Here is a 16,707-nt window from a genome sequence, read left to right as displayed (position 1 = left end):
ATGACGGAGCGGGCCCCGCACATGTGCGGGGCCCGCTCCGTCATGACAGCCGTGCGCGACGGCTTCGACTACTGCTGCGCGGCGCGTCCGCGGCGGTAGAGCACCGCTCCGCCGAGCACGAGACCGGCGGCGGCCGGGACGGCGAAGCCCATGCCCTCGGAGCCGGTGTGCGCCAGCGCGGCGGCCGGGGCCTTCGGCGCGGTCACGGTCTGGGTGACCGGGGCAGCGGGCTTGGCGGGCGCGGCGGGCTGCGCGGGCTTGGCCGGCTGGTGCGCGATCGGGCTGACCGGGTTCTGCGGAACCCCGGGGTGCCCGGGCTGCTGGGGGTGGCCCGGCTGCTCGGGCGGACAGGGCTTGTGCTGGCCCGGGTGGTGGGGCTGGCCCGGGTGGTGGGGCTGGCCGGGGTGCTGCGGGTAGCCCGGGTGGTGGGGCCGGCCGGGCCGGCCGCCCTCGTCGTTGACGCAGTCGTTGCCGAACACCGGGTTGCCGACACCCACCACGTTCACGCTGTTCCCGCAGAGGTTCACGGGGACGTCGACGGGAGCCTGGATGGTGTTGCCGGAGCCCACACCGGGCGAGTTGCTGGTGTGGCCGGTCGCCATGGAGCCACCACCCTGATGCCCGGCGCCGCCCTTGTTGGCACAGCTGTTGCCGAACGCCGGGTTGAGCGCGCCGATCACATCGACGGTGTTGCCGCAGGCGTTGACCGGCACGTGCACCGGCACCTGGACGGCGTTGCCGGACAGTACGCCCGGCGAGTTCGTGGCACTGCCCTGCGCCGCCGAGTCGGCGTGCGCGGCACCGCTGCCCATGGCGATGACGCCGGTCGCGGCCGCCATGGTGATCAGTCCCTTGCGGGTGACCTGTCGCATAGATTCGTTCCCTGCCTTCTGCCTTCCGGAAAGCCCGGATGCCGTTGCGCCCGGGCTGAGATGCCGGGCGGCCCCGGAGTGCATGGCGCGCACTCCGGGGCCGCCCGGCTCAGACCCTCACGGGTTGAGGCACAACGTCACTTGTTGACGCAGGTGTTGCCGAAGGCGGGGTTCAGCAGCCCGATCACGGAGACCGTGTTGCCGCAGACGTTCACCGGGATGTGGATGGGCGCCTGAACGACGTTGCCCGACAGGACACCCGGGGACTTCACAGCCGCACCCTGAGCACCCGCGTCGGCGACAGCCAGGCCCGCACCCGCGAGAACCAGACCACCAGTGATAGCCGCAGCAGCGACGACCTTCTTGATCATTACTTCCTCCTTGTTGGCAAATGTGCGATCCCAGCCGCGGACCGCACACCCTGTAACGAGGTGGAAGTTATTGGGCTACGAGCATATGAGTGCATTCACTCTTTTCAGTCGGATGCGTACGTTCAAACGATTAGTGCGGCGTCGTTTCGGCGCCCACCCGGCGCCCGGAGGCCGTGGCTGACCTCAGGACGCGTCGATGAACCGGTCGAGGACGCGCACGCCGAACTTCAGGCCGTCGACCGGGACCCGCTCGTCCACGCCGTGGAACATCCCGGCGAAGTCGAGCTCCGGCGGCAGCTTCAGCGGCGCGAAGCCGAAGCCCCGGATGCCGAGGTCGTCGAAGGACTTGGCGTCGGTGCCGGCCGAGAGCATGTACGGCACGGCGCGCGCGATGGGGTCCTCGGCCTGCAGCGCGATCTGCATGGCGTCGACCAGGGCGCCGTCGAAGGTGGTCTCCAGAGCCTTGTCCGCGTGGACGTCCTCGCGCTTCACGCGCGGCCCCAGGATCCGGTCCAGATCGGCGAGGAACTCCTCCTCGTACCCCGGCAGGAAGCGCCCGTCGACATGGGCGGTCGCCTGCCCCGGAATGACGTTGACCTTGTAACCGGCGCCCAGCTGGGTCGGGTTGGCGGTGTTCTGGAGGGAGGCGCCGATGAGCTTGGCGATGCCGCCGAGCTTGGCGAGCGTCTCGTCCATGTTCTCGGGGTCGAGCTCGGTGCCGAGCGCGTCCGAGAGCTCGTCGAGGAAGTGCCGCAGCGTCTTGGTCACCCGCACCGGGAACTTGTGCCGGCCGAGCCGCGCCACCGCCTCGGACAGCTCGGTGATGGCGTTGTCCTTGTGGATCATCGAGCCGTGCCCGGCGGTGCCGTCCACGGTCAGCTTCATCCAGTGCATGCCCTTCTGGGCCGTCTCCACGAGGTAGAGCCGCAGCTTCTCGTTGACGGTGAAGGAGAACCCGCCGACCTCGCTGATCGCCTCGGTGACGCCCTCGAAGAGCTCGGGGTGCTTGTCCACGAGGAAGCGCGCCCCGTACGTGCCGCCGGCCTCCTCGTCGGCGAGGAAGGCGAGGACGATGTCGCGCGGGGGCTTGCGGCCGCTCCTGAGCCGGTCGCGCACGACCGCGAGGGTCATCGCGTCCATGTCCTTCATGTCGACGGCGCCGCGGCCCCACACGCAGCCGTCCGCGATCTCGCCGGCGAAGGGGTCGTGGGTCCAGTCGTCGGCGTTGGCCGGTACGACGTCGGTGTGGCCGTGGATGAGCAGCGCGGGCCGCGACGGGTCCTCGCCCGCGATCCGGGCCACGGTGGAGGCGCGGCCCTTGTGCGACTCGAAGATCTTCGGCTCCAGGCCGACCTCGGCGAGCTTCTCCGCGACGTACTCCGCGGCCGCACGCTCACCGGGTCCGGAGTGGTCGCCGTAGTTGCTGGTGTCGATCCTGATCAGATCGCGACAGAGGTCGACGACCTCGTCCTGACCGGTCACGCCGCCGGTCCGGGTCGTGCTCGACTCGCTCACGCTGCTTCCTCCCGCTGTCGCTCCGTGTGGTCCGCCCCCATCCTGCCCCCGCGCCCCCTCGCCGCCCAAGGGCGGCTTCCCGCCGACATCCCGTGTTCACGCAGGCCACGGGGGTGATCGAGCACCCCCGGATGTTTGCTATTGTTTTCCACGTCGGAACGGGCACGGCCCGCGAGACAGACACCTTGTCCGGGTGGCGGAATGGCAGACGCGCTAGCTTGAGGTGCTAGTGCCCTTTATCGGGCGTGGGGGTTCAAGTCCCCCCTCGGACACCAGCAGGAACCCCACTTCGGTGGGGTTCTTTCGCGTTTCCGGGGCGGTGGGCCGCCGGGGCGGCGCCGAAGTCCCGCGCGGTTCACACCCGTCGGAAGGCCACGACCGCGTTGTGGCCGCCGAAGCCGAAGGAGTTGCTCAGGACTATGTCGCCGCACGGCGGCAGGGGGCGGGGGGTGTCGCGGACCACGTCCAGGCCCAGGCCCTCCTCGGGGTGGTCGCAGCCGACGGTCGGGGGGATCAGGCCGTCGCGCAGGGTCAGGATGGCGGCGATGGCCTCCACCCCGCCCGCGCCGCCCTGGAGGTGGCCCAGGGCGCCCTTGTTCGCGGTGACGGGGATGTCGCGGGTGTGGCTGCCGAAGAGGCGGCCCAGCGCTCGGGCCTCGGTGCGGTCGCCGTCGACGGTCGCCGTGGCGTGCGCGTTGACGTGGGCGACGTCGGCGGGCGTGGCCCCGGCGTCCGCGAGGGCGGAGCGCAGCGCGGCCTCGACGCCGCGGCCTTCGGGTTCGGGGGCCGCCATGTGGAAGGCGTCCGCGGACAGGCCCCAGCCGGCCGCCTCGCAGTAGATGCGGGCGCCGCGCTCCCGGGCGTGCTCCTCGTCCTCCAGGATCAGTACGCCCGCGCCCTCGCCCAGCACGAACCCGTCGCGCGCCTCGTCGAACGGCCTTGACGCCCCGGCCGGTTGGTCGTTGCGGGTCGAAACCGCCCGCATCGCGGCGAAGGCGGCGAGGATCTCCGGGGTGATCACGGCTTCCGTGCCGCCCGCGACGACGAGGTTGACCCGGCCGGCGCGGATGGCGTCGATGGCCTGCCCGATCGCCTCCGTACCGGACGCGCAGGCGGAGACGAAGGTGCGGGCCTCGCCGCGGATGTCGAGGTCCTTGGATATCTGGGCGGCCGAGGCGGACGGCACGGTCATGGGCGTGGTGTACGGGGAGACCGCTCTCGGGCCGCGCGCGATGAGCGTGAGCCGGCTCTCGACCATGACGGGCGCGCCGCCGATGATCGTGCCCATCGACACCCCGGTACGGGCCGGGCGCAGGCCGCTGGCCGCGGTTCCCGAGAGGTCGAGGCCGGCGTCCCGCCAGGCCTCGCGGGCGGCGAGCAGCGCGAACTGGGCGGACCGGTTCATCCGCCGCGCCACGGGCCTCGGCAGCAGTTGGGCGGGGTCGACGGCGGCCCGGGCGGCAAGGCGGACCGGAAGCCCGTCGAAGTCCGGGCCCTCCATCACCGAGACCCCGGAGCGCCCTTCGAGCAGGCCCTGCCAAAGACCCGGCACGTCGCCGCCGAGCGGGCTGACGGCGCCGAGGCCCGTCACCACGACCCGGCGCCCCCGTGGCACGGCCCACTGCGACGGGTCCGGCAGATCGGCGGGGTCCACCCGCGTCGTGCGGACGACCTGGCGTTCGTAGCGCGGCAGCACGCGCTCCAGGTCGGGGCCGCCGGTCAGGGGGCGCAGTTGCAGCCGGGTCTTCGTCTCGGTCGCGGGCGCGGTGCGCACCACCACGAGCCAGGGGCCGTCCGGATCCGTCGCGATGACGTCCCCGGGCACCAGTTCGCTCGTGGTGAGCAGGACGCACTTGCCGCCCATAACCGACTCTTCGTTCATCTTTGCCTTTGCCTCATTTGTGGCAGGTATGGATATTTCGCCTTCAATCCCCCCAGGCAGCATGCCTCCCGATCGCGAAGAAAGCAGGCCCGGAAGGGCTGCCTCACCTGCCTTGCTTCGGCCTCTGTTCCCCCGGGAAGGCGCTGACCTGGGATTCTCTTGCTTCTGCGGGGCCGGTGGGGTTCTCTGGTTCCGTGAGACGCAGATCCAGGACGCCGTCCGCCCCGCTCGCGCAGCGCGACGGCATCGATCCGGTACGTGTGCGGCTGCCCGCCGATCCGGAGGGGCTCTGGACGACGGTCGGTGATCACCTGCTGGGCCGGTTCGAGGGTGCGGTCGGCGCGGAGCGGGTGAGCGCGATGCTGCGCGAGGGGCGGTTCGTCGGGGCCGAGGGGGCGCTGAGCGGGGCGGAGGCGTACCGGGCCGGAATGCACGTGTGGTTCCACCGGGACTTCGCGCCGGAGGTGGCGGTGCCGTTCGAGATCGGGATCGCGTACCGGGACGAGCGGATCGTGATCGCCGACAAGCCGCATTTCCTCGCCACCACGCCGCGGGGCCGGCACATCACCGAGACGGCGGTGGCCCGGCTGCGGCGGGATCTGGCGCTGCCCGCGCTCCAGCCCGCCCACCGCCTCGACCGGCTCACCGCGGGCCTCGCCCTGTTCGTCGTACGCCCCGAGGACCGGGGCGCGTACCAGAACCTGTTCAGCGGGCGCCGGGTGCGCAAGGAGTACGAGGCGGTGGCGGCGTACGACCCCGGGGTGGCGCTGCCGGTGACCGTACGCAGCCGGATCGTGAAGGAACGCGGGGTCATCGCCGCCCGCGAGGAGGCGGGCGAGCCCAACGCCGAGAGCCGGATCGAACTGGCCGAGCAGCGCGACGGGCTGGGCCGCTACCGCCTGCTCCCCGCGACCGGCCGCACCCATCAACTGCGGGTCCACATGCACGGGCTCGGGCTGCCGATCCTCAACGATCCGGTGTATCCGGTGGTCCTGCCGGAGTCCGCGCCGGACGACTTCGGGGCGCCGCTGCAACTCCTTGCCAAGGTCCTGGAGTTCACCGATCCGGTGGATGGGCGAGTCCACCGGTTTGAGAGCGGGCTTCGGCTGGCGGGATGGCCGAGCGTCCGGAGACCGGAAGGATGAGGTCAGACATCGGATCAATACGGGCTCCCCGTAAGGAAATTGGGGCCTCAGGGGTGCCTGAACCCCGCAAAGGTCTGATAAATATGCGGGCATGCGTGCTACCTCGCTAGGTGCGGGCCGCTGTCCGGTGACCTCTCTGTCCTTGGGCGGTGCCGCCCTCGGCAACCTTTTCAGTCCGCTGTCCGACGGGACGGCCCGGGGTGCGGTCGACGCCGCCTGGGACGCGGGCATCCGCTACTTCGACACCGCCCCGCACTACGGACTCGGGCTCTCCGAGCGCCGGATGGGGGCCGCGCTGCGTGACCGCCCCCGCGACGCGTACACGCTCTCCACGAAGGTCGGCCGGATCCTGGAGCCCTGGGAGGGCGGCGGGGACGATCTCGCTCAGGGTTTCGCCGTGCCGGCCTCGCACCGGCGCCGCTGGGACTTCAGCGCGGACGGGGTGCGCCGCAGCATCGAGGCCAGCCTGGAGCGACTCGGGCTCGACCGGATCGACATCGCCTATCTGCACGACCCGGACGACCACGGCGAGCAGGCACTCAGTCAGGCGTACCCGGCGCTGGAACGGCTGCGTGCGGAAGGTGTCGTACGGGCCATAGGCGTCGGCATGAACCAGACCTCGCTACTGGCGCGCTTCCTGCGCGAGTCGGACGTGGACGCCGTGCTCTGCGCCGGACGCTACTCGCTGCTCGACCAGGGCGCGGCCGAGGAATTGCTGCCGGAGGCCGCCGCGCGCGGCAGGAGCGTGGTGGTCGGCGGGGTCTTCAACTCGGGGTTGCTCGCCGATCCCCGGCCCGGCGCGACGTACGACTACGCGGCCGCGCCCCCGGAGCTCGTGGAGCGGGCGCTGAAGATCAAGGCGGTCTGCGCGGGGCACGGGGTCGCTCTGCGGGCCGCCGCGCTGGCGTTTCCGCTGCGGCATCCGGCGGTGGCGAGCGTGCTGGTCGGGGCGCGTTCGGCGGCCGAAGTCGCCGACACCGCGGCCATGTTCGCAACGCCGGTGCCGGACGCGCTCTGGGAGGAGCTGGGCATATGAGGGTCGCGCTGCACACGCGGGTCCGGGCCGACCGGATCGAGGAGTACGAGGCCGCGCACCGCGAGGTGTCGCCGGAACTCAGGGCCGCGATCTCCGCCGCCGGCGCCACGTCCTGGACGATCTGGCGCAGCGGCACCGAGCTGTTCCATTTGATCGAATGCGCGGATTACGGCCGTTTGCTGAGCGAGTTGGCGGAATTGCCGGTGAATGTGGCGTGGCAGGTTCGGATGGGCGAACTGCTCGATGTCGTGCACGATTATTCGAGCGAAGATGCGTCGCAGGCGGGGCTGCCGGTGGTGTGGGAGCTGTGAGCGGGCCCGGTCTCGTCGACTCCCATCATCACGTGTGGGATCTGGGCGTCCGCGACCAGGACTGGTTCTCTGGGCCCCAACTCGCGCCGCTGCGGCGGAACTTCACGCTGGACGACCTGCGCCCCGAGGCCTCGTCAGCCGGGGTTACGGCGACGGTGGTCGTCCAGACCGTGACCGTGGCCGAGGAAACCCCGGAGCTGCTCGCGCTCGCGGACGGCAGTGATCTCGTCGCCGGGGTGGTCGGCTGGACCGACCTCACCTCGCCGGGCATCGCCCATGAGCTGGCCCGGCTGCGCGGACTGCCCGGCGGTGGGCGCCTTGTGGGGATCCGGCACCAGGTGCAGGGCGAGAGGGATCCCGGGTGGCTGTCGCGCGCCGATGTGCGGCGCGGGCTGGAGGCCGTGGCATCGGCTGGGCTCGCGTACGACTTGGTGGTGCGCGCGGACCAGTTGCCCGCCTGCGCCCGGGTCGCCGCGCTGCACCCCGGACTCACCTTCGTACTGGACCACTTGGGGAAGCCGCCCATCGCCTCCGGGGCCCTTGAGCCCTGGGCCTCGGACGTTCGGGCGCTGGCTTCGCTGCCCAACACGGTGTGCAAGCTGTCGGGGATGGTGACGGAGGCGGCGTGGGCGTCCTGGACCGTGGCGGACCTTCGACCGTACGCCGAGACGGTGCTCGACGCGTTCGGGGCGGGGCGGGTCATGTGGGGGTCGGACTGGCCGGTGTGCGTGCTGGCTGCGCCGTACGGGGGTGTGGTGGGGGCCGCTCGCGGGGTTCTGGCCGGGTTGGGGTTGAGTGCGGGTGAGTGGGGGGCGGTGTTCGGGGGGACGGCTCGGGGGGCGTACGGCTTGCGTCCGCCGGCTTAGCTTTCCCCCACCCCGCCCCTTCCCGCTGTGACACTCTGCGGCTCCGCCGCGTGGCCTCCGGGGGCGGGGGCGGGGGTGCGGCTCGGGCGGAGTGCGCTGGGGCTCCGCCCCAGACCCCGGAGGCCCCACCCCACCCCTTCCCGATACCCGCCGGGGGATGTCATTCGGGCGCGGCCTGGTGGTCACTGCCTGGGGCTCCGCCCCAGACCCCGTTCGCGCCTTAAGGGCGCTCGTCCTCAAACGCCGGACGGGCTGAAACGCCCCGGTGCTGGCCAGCACCGACCCCGCCAGGGGCGCGGGGAACTGCGCGAGCGACCACGCACGGCCCGAGGACGAACAGGGTTTAGGGGCGCGGGGAACTGCGCAAACAGCCGCCCGCGCCGCCGCAGTCGGCGAGCCCCGGAGTCAATGCCCCCGCGCCACCCACTCCCCAACGCACGGCGCCTCCGCGCCCACCATCGTGGTGTCACCATGGCCCGTGCGGACAGCCGTCTCCGGCGGCAGCGTCAGCAATCGCTCCCTGATCGAGTCGATGATCGTCGGGAAGTCCGAGAAGGAGCGGCCCGTCGCGCCGGGGCCGCCCGCGAACAGCGTGTCGCCCGTGAAGACCGTGCCCAGCGCCGGGGCGTACAGGCAGACCGCGCCCGGGGCGTGGCCGGGAGTGTGGAGCACCTCCAGCTCCACGTCCGCGATCGACAGCCGCTCGCCGTCTGCCAGTTCGCCGTCCGGCGGGCGGTTCGGGTGGGTCTGCTTCCAGAGGGGGAGGTCGGCCGGGTGCAGCAGAACCGGTGCTCCTGTCGCCTTCGAAAGCGCCGGCGCCGCGTCGATGTGGTCGTTGTGGGCGTGGGTGCAGACGATCGCCTTCAGCCTGCGGCTGCCCAGCGCCGCCAGGATCGCCTCGGCATCGTGCGCCGCGTCGATGACGACCGCCTCCTCGTCGTCCCCGACGATCCACACGTTGTTGTCGACATCCCACGTACCGCCGTCGAGAGCGAACGTGCCGGACGTGACCAGATGATCGATTCGTGCGCGAACGGTCATCAGAACTCCACCACCGAGCGCAGAACGTCACCTTCGTGCATCCGCTCAAAGGCTTTTTCGACCTCGTCCAGCGCGATCGTCTCGGTGACGAACGCCCCGAGGTCGATCCGGCCCTGCTGGTGCAGGTCGATCAGCATCGGGAAGTCGCGGGACGGCAGGCAGTCGCCGTACCAGGAGGACTTCAGGGCGCCGCCCCGGCCGAAGACGTCCAACAACGGGAGTTCCAGGGTCATTTCGGGGGTCGGCACGCCCACCAGGACCACCGTGCCCGCCAGGTCGCGGGCGTAGAACGCCTGCTTGTACGTCTCCGGGTGGCCCACCGCCTCGATGACGACGTCCGCCCCGTTGCCGCCGGTCAGCTCGCGGATCGTCTCGACGGCGTCCTGCGTGCGGGAGTTGACCGTGTGCGTGGCGCCCATCGCCTTGGCCGTCGCCAGCTTGCGGTCGTCGATGTCGACGGCGATGATCCGGGCCGCGCCCGCGAGCTTCGCGCCCACGACCGCAGCGTCGCCGACGCCTCCGCAGCCGATGACCGCGACCGAGTCGCCCCGGCCGACGTTGCCGGTGTTGATGGCCGCGCCGATGCCGGCCATCACGCCGCAGCCCAGCAGGCCCGCCACAGCCGGGGACACCGCCGGGTCGACCTTGGTGCACTGGCCCGCCGCGACCAGCGTCTTCTCGGCGAACGCGCCGATGCCGAGGGCGGGCGACAGCTCCGTCCCGTCGAGCAGCGTCATCTTCTGCCGCGCGTTGTGCGTGTTGAAGCAGTACTGCGGGCGGCCGCGCAGACAGGACCGGCAACTGCCGCACACCGCACGCCAGTTGAGGATCACGAAGTCGCCGGGCGTGACGTCGGTGACGCCCTCACCCACCGACTCCACGATCCCGGACGCCTCGTGGCCGAGCAGGAACGGGAAGTCGTCGTTGATGCCGCCCTGCTTGTAGTGCAGGTCGGTGTGGCAGACGCCGCAGGCCTGGATCCTCACCACCGCCTCGCCGGGCCCCGGGTCGGGCACCACGATGGTCTCCACCCGTACGGGCTGGTTCTTCCCCGGTGCGATGACTCCTTGGACCTGCTGCGACATGCCGCCACTCCCTGTTCGTGCCGTCGGGCGTATTCGGGTGTACCTGGAATACACCTTATGAGGTGGCTACGAGGTGGCGTCGTGCACCTGTCGGCCTCCGACATAGGTCGCGAGGACCCGGGTCGCGCCGATCTCCTCCGGCGGGGCCGCGTACGGGTCCCGGTCGAGCACCGCGAGGTCCGCGAGGGCGCCCGCGCGGATCGAGCCCGTGTCGTCGAGGTGGTTCACATGGGCCGTTCCTGCCGTGTACGCGGCGAACGCCGCCGTCAGGGTGATCCGCTGCGCGGGGAGGAAGGCCGGGCCCTTCTCGCCGGGGGCGATCCGGTTCACCGCAGTGTGGATGCCCTCCATCGGGTCGGGGCTGCTGACCGGCCAGTCGGAGCCCGCCGCCACGGTCGCCCCGGCGTGGAGCAGCGCCGCGAACGGGTACTGCCAGGCCGCCCGCTCCTCGCCGAGGAAGGGGATGGTCAGCTCGTCCATCTGGGGTTCGTGCGAGGCCCACAGGGGCTGGATGTTGGCGGTGGCGCCGAGTGCGCGGAAGCGGTCGATGTCGTCGGGGTGGACGATCTGGAGGTGGGCGAGGTGGGGCCGGGTGTCGGTCCAGCCGTTGGCCTCGCGGGCCGCCTGCACCGCGTCGAGCGCCTCGCGCACGGCCCGGTCCCCGAGCGCGTGGAAGTGGGCCTGGAAGCCGAGCGCGTCCAACTGCGTGACGTACGAGCGCAGTTCGGCGGGGTCGACGAAGCTGGTGCCGGTGTTGGCGGTGGCGCAGCCGCAGGCGTCGAGGTAGGGGCCGAGCAGAGCCGCGGTGCCGGTCTCGGCGACCCCGTCCTGCATGATCTTCACCGATCCGGCGTTGAACCGGCCGTGGCTCAACTCACGGCGCCGATCGACCAGTTCGGGGATCTGCTCGGCGCCGCGCTCGCGGTCCCACCACAGCGCGCCGACGACCCGCGCGGTCAGCGAGCCGTCGCGGGCAGCGGCGACATAGGCGTCGGCGGGGTCGTCCATCGAGCCGAAGTTGCCGACGATCGCGTCCTGCCAGGCGGTGATCCCGTACGAGTGGAGGTGGTCCTGGGCGCGCAGCAGGGCGGCGAGCCGTTCGGCGGGGGTGGAGCGGGGGGTGAGCCGGCCGACCAGGTCCATGGCGCCCTCCTGGAGCAGCCCGGTGGGTTCGCCGGTCGCGTCGCGCTCGATGCGGCCGTCGGCGGGGTCGGGGGTGTCCCGGGTGATCCCGGCGAGGGTCAGGGCGCGGGTGTTGACCCAGGCTCCGTGGTGGTCCCGGTTGGGGAGGTAGACGGGCCGGTCGGGCACGACGCGGTCGAGGAGGTCGCGGGTGGGGCTGCCGCCCTCGAAGGCCTCCATGGACCAGCCGCCGCCGGTGATCCACTCCTGCTCGGGGTGGGCGTCGGCGTAGGCCCGCACGGCCGCCAGGGTGTCGGTCGCCGTAATGAGGCCCGTGAGGTCGCAGCGCGCCAGCTCGATGCCCGCCGACACCGGGTGGACGTGGGCGTCCTGGAAGCCGGGGATCAGCAGCTTCCCCGCCAGGTCGACGACTCGGGTCTTCGGGCCGATCAGCTCGCGCACCTCGTCGTGGCCGACGGCGGTGATGCGGTCCCCGGTGACGGCCACGGTGGTGGCGCGGGAGCGGGCGGCGTCCAGGGTGAGGACCGGGCCGCCGGTGAAGACCAGGTCGGCGGGGGTGTGGCGCATGTGCGGATCCATTTCTGTCGGGGATGCCAGGGAAGGGATGTCGGGGAGTGGTACGGGTGATTCAGGCGGCTTCCGCGCCCAGCGGCGCCGGATCGCCTTCCATCGTCGAGAGGCCCGTGACGAAGTACGGGGATTTCCTTACCCACTTGGCCCAGGCCGCGGCGACGAACCCGCTGAGCAGCATCACCGCGGGGCACAGGAGCATGAACCAGCCGTTGTCGGGGCTGACTTCGAAGTGGTCGGCGGAGGTGTAGAAGGTCCAGCCGAGGTAGCCGCCGAGGCCGAGCAGGAAGAGGGCGCTCAGGACCGGGATCACCACGGCGCGTACGGCCTCGCCCACGCTCTCCTTGAGCGCGCCGCGGAAGCGGCTCGCCGCGGCCAGGGCGGTCAGCGCGTAGTAGAGGGACACGACGATCCCGATGGCGTTGACGGAGGCCAGGATCAGGTCGCCGATCTTGGGGATGAGCAGCGAGAGGACGGCGATGGCCGCCGCGACGCAGCCGATCGCGACCGTGCCCGCCGCCGGAGTCCCGTACTTGGGGCTGACCTTGAGCCAGAGCGGGCCGAGGGTGCGGTCCCGGCTCATCGCGAACATGCCGCGCACGGTGGGGATGACGCCGGACTGGAGCGAGGCGACCGCCGAGAACGTGAGCGCGACCAGGGGCAGGGCCGCGAGCGGCTGGGCGGCGAGCCGGTCACCGAAGAAGGTGAGTCCCTGGGCGCCGTGGCCCACCAACTCGTCCTCGGAGAGCACGCGTTGGAACGCGAACGAGCCGAGCAGGAACAGGCCGAGCATGGTGAACAGGGTGATCAGTCCGGCCTTGGAGGCGTCCTCGGGGTCCTTGATCTCCTCGTTCACGCTGAACGTCGACTCGAAGCCCCAGTAGCAGAAGACGGAGAGCAGCAGCCCTTGGGCGAGGGCCTGGCCCGAGGGGATGGTGAACGGGTTCAGCCAGTCGAGGCTGAAGGGGTGCGGGCCCTTGAACAGTCCGTAGCCGCAGAAGCCGAGCAGTACCGCGTACTCGAAGACCAGGAGCCACTTCTGGAGGGCGGCGGCCGAGCGGGTGCCGACGACCGCGGTGAAGGTGACGGCGACCAGGATCACGATGCCGATCGCGGTGGACTGGGCCGTGGAGTCGGGGTTCAGGCGCAGCCCGCCGAGCGTGTGCAGGCCTGTCTCGCCCGCCAGTTGGATGAGGGCGGAGCCGGTGACGGCGGTCGTGTAGGAGAGGAAGACGACGGTCGAGACGATGCCGATCCAGCCGGTGAGGAAGCCCAGCCAGGGGCTGAGTGAACGGCCCACCCACACATAGCCGCTGCCCATGTTGGGCTCGACCTTGTTAAGCCGCGTGTACGCGCTCGCGATGCCCAGGATCGGCACGAACGCGAGCAGCATGACGATCGGGAGGTGCAGGCCCACGGCGCCGGCCGTGACGCCGAGTCCAATGCCGATGCTGGTGGTGGCGGCCGTGGAGGAGGCCGCGATGGCGACGCCGTCCAGGACGCCGAGGCTCTTGCGCAGAACGGGTGGGTCACTGCCGTAGGGAGTGCGCACGGTCGCTCCTTCGCCGAGGGGCGCTTTTCGGCCCCGATGGCGGCACATCGAACTCCGGGTGAAGTCGGTGCGTCAACGCTGTTGTCATAACGGGCGCCGCTTCGTAGGGTGCGGCGCATGAGCGAGCGAGTCGTACCGGACGGGGAGCGGCGGCGGCGCCGGCCCACCAAGCGGGGCACGGTCCTGTCCGAGGAGCTGATCGTCGAGACGGCGCTGCGGCTGATCGGCGAGCACGGCGCGGCGGCGCTGACCGTGCGCCGGCTGGGCACGGCGCTCGGCGCCGATCCGAGCGCGCTCTACCGCTACTTTCACGACACCGACGACCTCCTGCTCGCGGTGGCCGACGAGCTCATCGGCCGCACCCTGAAGGTCTGGCGGCCGACCGGCGAGTGGCGGGCCGATCTGCGCTCCCTCGGGCTGCGCATCCACGCCGACTACCAGGCCCATCCGCAGGCGGCGCTGCTCACCTGCACGCGGGTGACCGGGCGGGTGCACGAGATGCGGTCGGTGGAGACGATCCTCGGGATCCTGCGCGGAGCCGGGTTCCCGGACGCCGAGGCGGTGCGGATCTACCACGTGTTCGTCGACCAGGCTCTGTCGTTCGCGGCGCTCGACGCGGCCGTGTTCACGCTGCCGAAGGAGTCCCGGGTCCTTGAGGAGCGGGCCTGGCGGGAGCGGTACGCGCGGCTCCCGGCGGACACTCATCCGCATGTGGCCGCGACCGCGCCGACGCTGGTGGCGGAGATGGGCCGCAGTGCCTATCCGGCGGCCCTGGAGATGATGCTCGCGGCGGCCGCGTCCCGCTTGCAGCACGTACGCACGTGAGCACGAAAGCGGGCGGCACCCCCGTGACCAGGGGTGCCGCCCTCTTTGATGTGCCGGTCTACTCGCCCGAGGCGATCGTGCCGACGCGCTTGCGGACCAGGTACCAGCCGCCGACGAGCAGTGCCGCGATGATCGGGAGGCAGTAGATCGTGGTGCGGCCGACGCCCCCGCCGTACCACATCAAGAACGCCACGGTCGCGAGGAAGGCGAGCGTCACGAGCTGCGTGTACGGGGCCCAGGGCAGCTGGTAGGAGGGGCGCTGCAGGCGGCCCTGCTGCGCGCGGCGCCAGAACAGCAGCGAGCAGATCATGATCATCGCCCAGGTGCCGAGGATGCCGATGGAGGCGAAGTTCAGCACGATCTCGAAGGCGTCGCCGGGGACGATGCCGTTCAGGGCGACGCCGAGGACGCCGAATCCGGCGGTGAGCAGCACGCCGCCGTAGGGGACCTTGCCCTTGTTCATGACGCCGACGAACTTGGGCGCGGAGCCGGCGAGCGACATCGAGCGCAGGATGCGGCCGGTGGAGTACAGACCGGAGTTGAGGCTGGAGAGGGCCGCGGTGAGGACCACCAGGTTCATCACGCCGGCCGCACCCGGCACCCCGATCTTGTCGAGGACGGTGACGAACGGGCTCTGGTTCTCGGAGTACTCGGTGTACGGCAGCAGCAGCGCGAGCAGCACGACCGAGCCGACGTAGAAGATGCCGACGCGCCACATGATCGAGTTGATCGCCTTGGGCAGGACCTTCGCCGGGTTCTCCGTCTCGCCGGCGGCGACGCCGCACAGCTCGACCGAGGCGTACGCGAAGACGACGCCCTGGATGACGAGCAGCATGGGCAGCATGCCCATCGGGAAGATGCCGCCGTGGCTGGTGATGTTGGCGAAGCCCGGCGTGGAGCCGTCCACGTCGTGCTGGGTGACCACGAGGTAGATGCCGACCAGCATGAAGGCGACGAGGGCCACGACCTTGATGATCGCGAACCAGAACTCCATCTCGCCGAAGTACTTCACCGAGATGAGGTTGGCGGTGAGGACGACGGCGAGTGCGACGAGCGCGCAGACCCACTGCGGGACGCTGCTGAACATGGCCCAGAAGTGGGCGTAGGTCGCGGCCGCGGTGATGTCGGCGACGGCCGTGGTCGACCAGTTCAGGAAGTAGAGCCAGCCCGCCGTGTAGGCGCCCTTCTCGCCCATGAACTCACGGGCGTAGGAGACGAAGGCGCCCGAGGAGGGGCGGTAGAGCACGAGCTCGCCGAGGGCCCGTACGACGAAGAAGGCGAAGACGCCGCAGACCGCGTAGGCGATCGCGAGCGAGGGGCCCGCGCCCGCCATCCGGCCGCCGGCACCGAGGAAGAGGCCGGTGCCTATCGCGCCGCCGATGGCGATCATGTTGATGTGGCGGGACTTGAGGTCCTTGCTGTAACCGGCGTCACCGGCGTCGATGTGGGGGGTGCCCGTCGATGCCCCCGCGGGGGCATCCTGGGTCTCGGCCGCAGGCATGGTGCGGTCACTCATGGAGTAGTTCGCCTTTGTGAGGGGTCATGCGGTCGTGCGGGACCGGCCGTACCGGTGATCCAGGTCGTCACCTTGGCAGGGACTAGTCGTCACCTTGGCACGGACCAGCGGCCCATAGTCCCGGCTGTCGGCACAGTTTGGCAGTGTCCAATGTCACGTAGAGACAGATTTGAGGTGTTTCAGAGGTAACTAAAAGGTATCCGCTGAGCGTTTTTTGTTGCCTAGGGTACCTATGGAGCGAGAACGTCCAGTTCCTCAAGGGCGCCGACCGCGATCTCCCGGGTCAGCCGCTCGGCCTCCGCGGCGTCGCGTTCACGGACCGCCTCGGCCACCCGCACATGCAAAGTGACGGCCGCCGGGTCCGGATCGGGGAACATCACCTGGTGGTGGGTGCGGCCCGTGAGGACCTCGGCCACCACGTCGCCGAGCCGGGCGAACATCTCGTTGCCGGACGCGTTGAGCACGATCCGGTGGAAGGCGACGTCGTGCACGAGGTACGCCTCCAGCTGCCGCCCGCGCGAGGTGGCGACCATGCCTAGGGCCTGCTCGGTGAGGTCGGCGCACTGGGCGGGGGTGGCCCTGAGCGCGGCGAGCCCGGCGGCGACGGGCTCCACGGCGGAGCGCAGCACCGTGAGCGAGCGCAGCTGGCGCGGCCGGTCGGCGCCCGCGAGCCGCCACCGGATGACCTGCGGGTCGTAGACGTTCCACTGCTCGGCCGGCCGCACGGTCACGCCGACCCGGCGCCGGGACTCGACCAGATACATGGATTCGAGGACGCGGACCACTTCGCGGATCACGGTGCGCGAGACGTCGAAGCGCCGGGCCAGCTCGTCGGTGCGCAGCACGCTGCCCGGCGGGTACTCGCCCGCGGTGATCGCCAGACCCAGGCTGTCGAGCACATGCGTGTGGAGCCCCCGGGCCTGAGTCGTCATGGGCCAAGCGTACGGGCCCCCGTCGAGGCTCTGGAGCCTCAGCAC

At 71.2% G+C, this 16,707-nt stretch carries 15 protein-coding genes and 1 tRNA gene; 6 read left to right on the top strand and 10 right to left on the bottom strand.

Annotation, left to right across the window (positions count from 1 at the left end; genetic code table 11):
- Window positions 1–68 precede the first annotated feature (68 nt).
- The 3 genes from OHA17_RS31450 to OHA17_RS31440 all read right to left on the bottom strand — a co-directional run bounded on the left by OHA17_RS31450 (window position 69) and on the right by OHA17_RS31440 (window position 2,758).
- Window positions 69–872, bottom strand: coding sequence for a chaplin (locus OHA17_RS31450; RefSeq protein WP_406509336.1), 804 nt, complete (start codon window positions 870–872; stop codon window positions 69–71).
- A 137-nt stretch (window positions 873–1,009) separates the two neighbouring features.
- On the bottom strand, window positions 1,010–1,243 hold the full coding sequence (gene chpH / locus OHA17_RS31445; RefSeq protein WP_398879541.1) for a chaplin ChpH: 234 nt from the start codon (window positions 1,241–1,243) through the stop codon (window positions 1,010–1,012).
- Between the two features lie 183 nt (window positions 1,244–1,426).
- Window positions 1,427–2,758, bottom strand: coding sequence for a M20/M25/M40 family metallo-hydrolase (locus OHA17_RS31440; RefSeq protein WP_398879543.1), 1,332 nt, complete (start codon window positions 2,756–2,758; stop codon window positions 1,427–1,429).
- A gap of 187 nt (window positions 2,759–2,945) precedes the next feature.
- Here OHA17_RS31440 and OHA17_RS31435 point away from each other — a divergent pair.
- Window positions 2,946–3,033 (top strand) — tRNA-Leu (locus OHA17_RS31435).
- Between the two features lie 80 nt (window positions 3,034–3,113).
- Here OHA17_RS31435 and OHA17_RS31430 read toward each other — a convergent pair.
- On the bottom strand, window positions 3,114–4,640 hold the full coding sequence (locus tag OHA17_RS31430; protein ID WP_406509335.1) for a beta-ketoacyl-[acyl-carrier-protein] synthase family protein: 1,527 nt from the start codon (window positions 4,638–4,640) through the stop codon (window positions 3,114–3,116).
- 194 nt (window positions 4,641–4,834) lie between these two features.
- Between OHA17_RS31430 and OHA17_RS31425 the strand changes: the two genes are divergently transcribed.
- The 4 genes from OHA17_RS31425 to OHA17_RS31410 all read left to right on the top strand — a co-directional run bounded on the left by OHA17_RS31425 (window position 4,835) and on the right by OHA17_RS31410 (window position 7,998).
- Complete coding sequence (locus OHA17_RS31425) at window positions 4,835–5,785, top strand: pseudouridine synthase (RefSeq protein ID WP_406509334.1); 951 nt, start codon at window positions 4,835–4,837, stop codon at window positions 5,783–5,785.
- A gap of 91 nt (window positions 5,786–5,876) precedes the next feature.
- A complete protein-coding gene (locus tag OHA17_RS31420; RefSeq protein ID WP_406509333.1) occupies window positions 5,877–6,821 on the top strand; it encodes an aldo/keto reductase in 945 nt (314 codons plus the stop codon).
- Entirely contained in the window at window positions 6,818–7,132 is a 315-nt protein-coding gene (locus tag OHA17_RS31415; RefSeq protein WP_406509332.1) for an L-rhamnose mutarotase, read from the top strand. Before OHA17_RS31420 ends, OHA17_RS31415 begins: the two co-directional genes overlap by 4 nt.
- Window positions 7,129–7,998 carry an amidohydrolase family protein gene (locus tag OHA17_RS31410; protein ID WP_406509331.1) on the top strand — a complete coding sequence of 290 codons (870 nt, stop codon included), beginning with the start codon at window positions 7,129–7,131 and terminating at the stop codon, window positions 7,996–7,998. The genes OHA17_RS31415 and OHA17_RS31410 overlap by 4 nt, the downstream gene beginning before the upstream one ends.
- Window positions 7,999–8,403: 405 nt before the next feature.
- Here the strand turns inward: OHA17_RS31410 and OHA17_RS31405 are convergent, their stop codons facing one another.
- From OHA17_RS31405 to OHA17_RS31390, 4 genes are all read right to left on the bottom strand, one after another.
- Complete coding sequence (locus OHA17_RS31405; protein ID WP_406509330.1) at window positions 8,404–9,039, bottom strand: MBL fold metallo-hydrolase; 636 nt, start codon at window positions 9,037–9,039, stop codon at window positions 8,404–8,406.
- A complete protein-coding gene (locus OHA17_RS31400) occupies window positions 9,039–10,124 on the bottom strand; it encodes an S-(hydroxymethyl)mycothiol dehydrogenase (protein WP_406509329.1) in 1,086 nt (361 codons plus the stop codon). Before OHA17_RS31400 ends, OHA17_RS31405 begins: the two co-directional genes overlap by 1 nt.
- A gap of 66 nt (window positions 10,125–10,190) precedes the next feature.
- On the bottom strand, window positions 10,191–11,834 hold the full coding sequence (locus OHA17_RS31395; RefSeq protein WP_406509328.1) for an amidohydrolase: 1,644 nt from the start codon (window positions 11,832–11,834) through the stop codon (window positions 10,191–10,193).
- A gap of 61 nt (window positions 11,835–11,895) precedes the next feature.
- A complete protein-coding gene (locus tag OHA17_RS31390; RefSeq protein ID WP_406509327.1) occupies window positions 11,896–13,389 on the bottom strand; it encodes an APC family permease in 1,494 nt (497 codons plus the stop codon).
- A 117-nt stretch (window positions 13,390–13,506) separates the two neighbouring features.
- On the opposite strand from OHA17_RS31390, the gene OHA17_RS31385 reads away from it, so the two are divergent.
- A complete protein-coding gene (locus OHA17_RS31385) occupies window positions 13,507–14,214 on the top strand; it encodes a TetR/AcrR family transcriptional regulator (RefSeq protein ID WP_406509326.1) in 708 nt (235 codons plus the stop codon).
- Between the two features lie 58 nt (window positions 14,215–14,272).
- Here OHA17_RS31385 and OHA17_RS31380 read toward each other — a convergent pair whose 3' ends face one another.
- Both OHA17_RS31380 and OHA17_RS31375 read right to left on the bottom strand, forming a co-directional pair.
- A complete protein-coding gene (locus OHA17_RS31380; RefSeq protein WP_406509325.1) occupies window positions 14,273–15,730 on the bottom strand; it encodes an amino acid permease in 1,458 nt (485 codons plus the stop codon).
- A gap of 230 nt (window positions 15,731–15,960) precedes the next feature.
- On the bottom strand, window positions 15,961–16,662 hold the full coding sequence (locus tag OHA17_RS31375; protein WP_406509324.1) for a FadR/GntR family transcriptional regulator: 702 nt from the start codon (window positions 16,660–16,662) through the stop codon (window positions 15,961–15,963).
- Between the last annotated feature and the right edge of the window lie 45 nt (window positions 16,663–16,707).

The sequence above is a fragment of the Streptomyces sp. NBC_00212 genome, from assembly GCF_045206365.1.
Taxonomy (GTDB): domain Bacteria; phylum Actinomycetota; class Actinomycetes; order Streptomycetales; family Streptomycetaceae; genus Streptomyces.
Note: the sequence above shows the minus strand (reverse complement) of the source record. Positions and strands in the feature narration are given on the sequence as shown.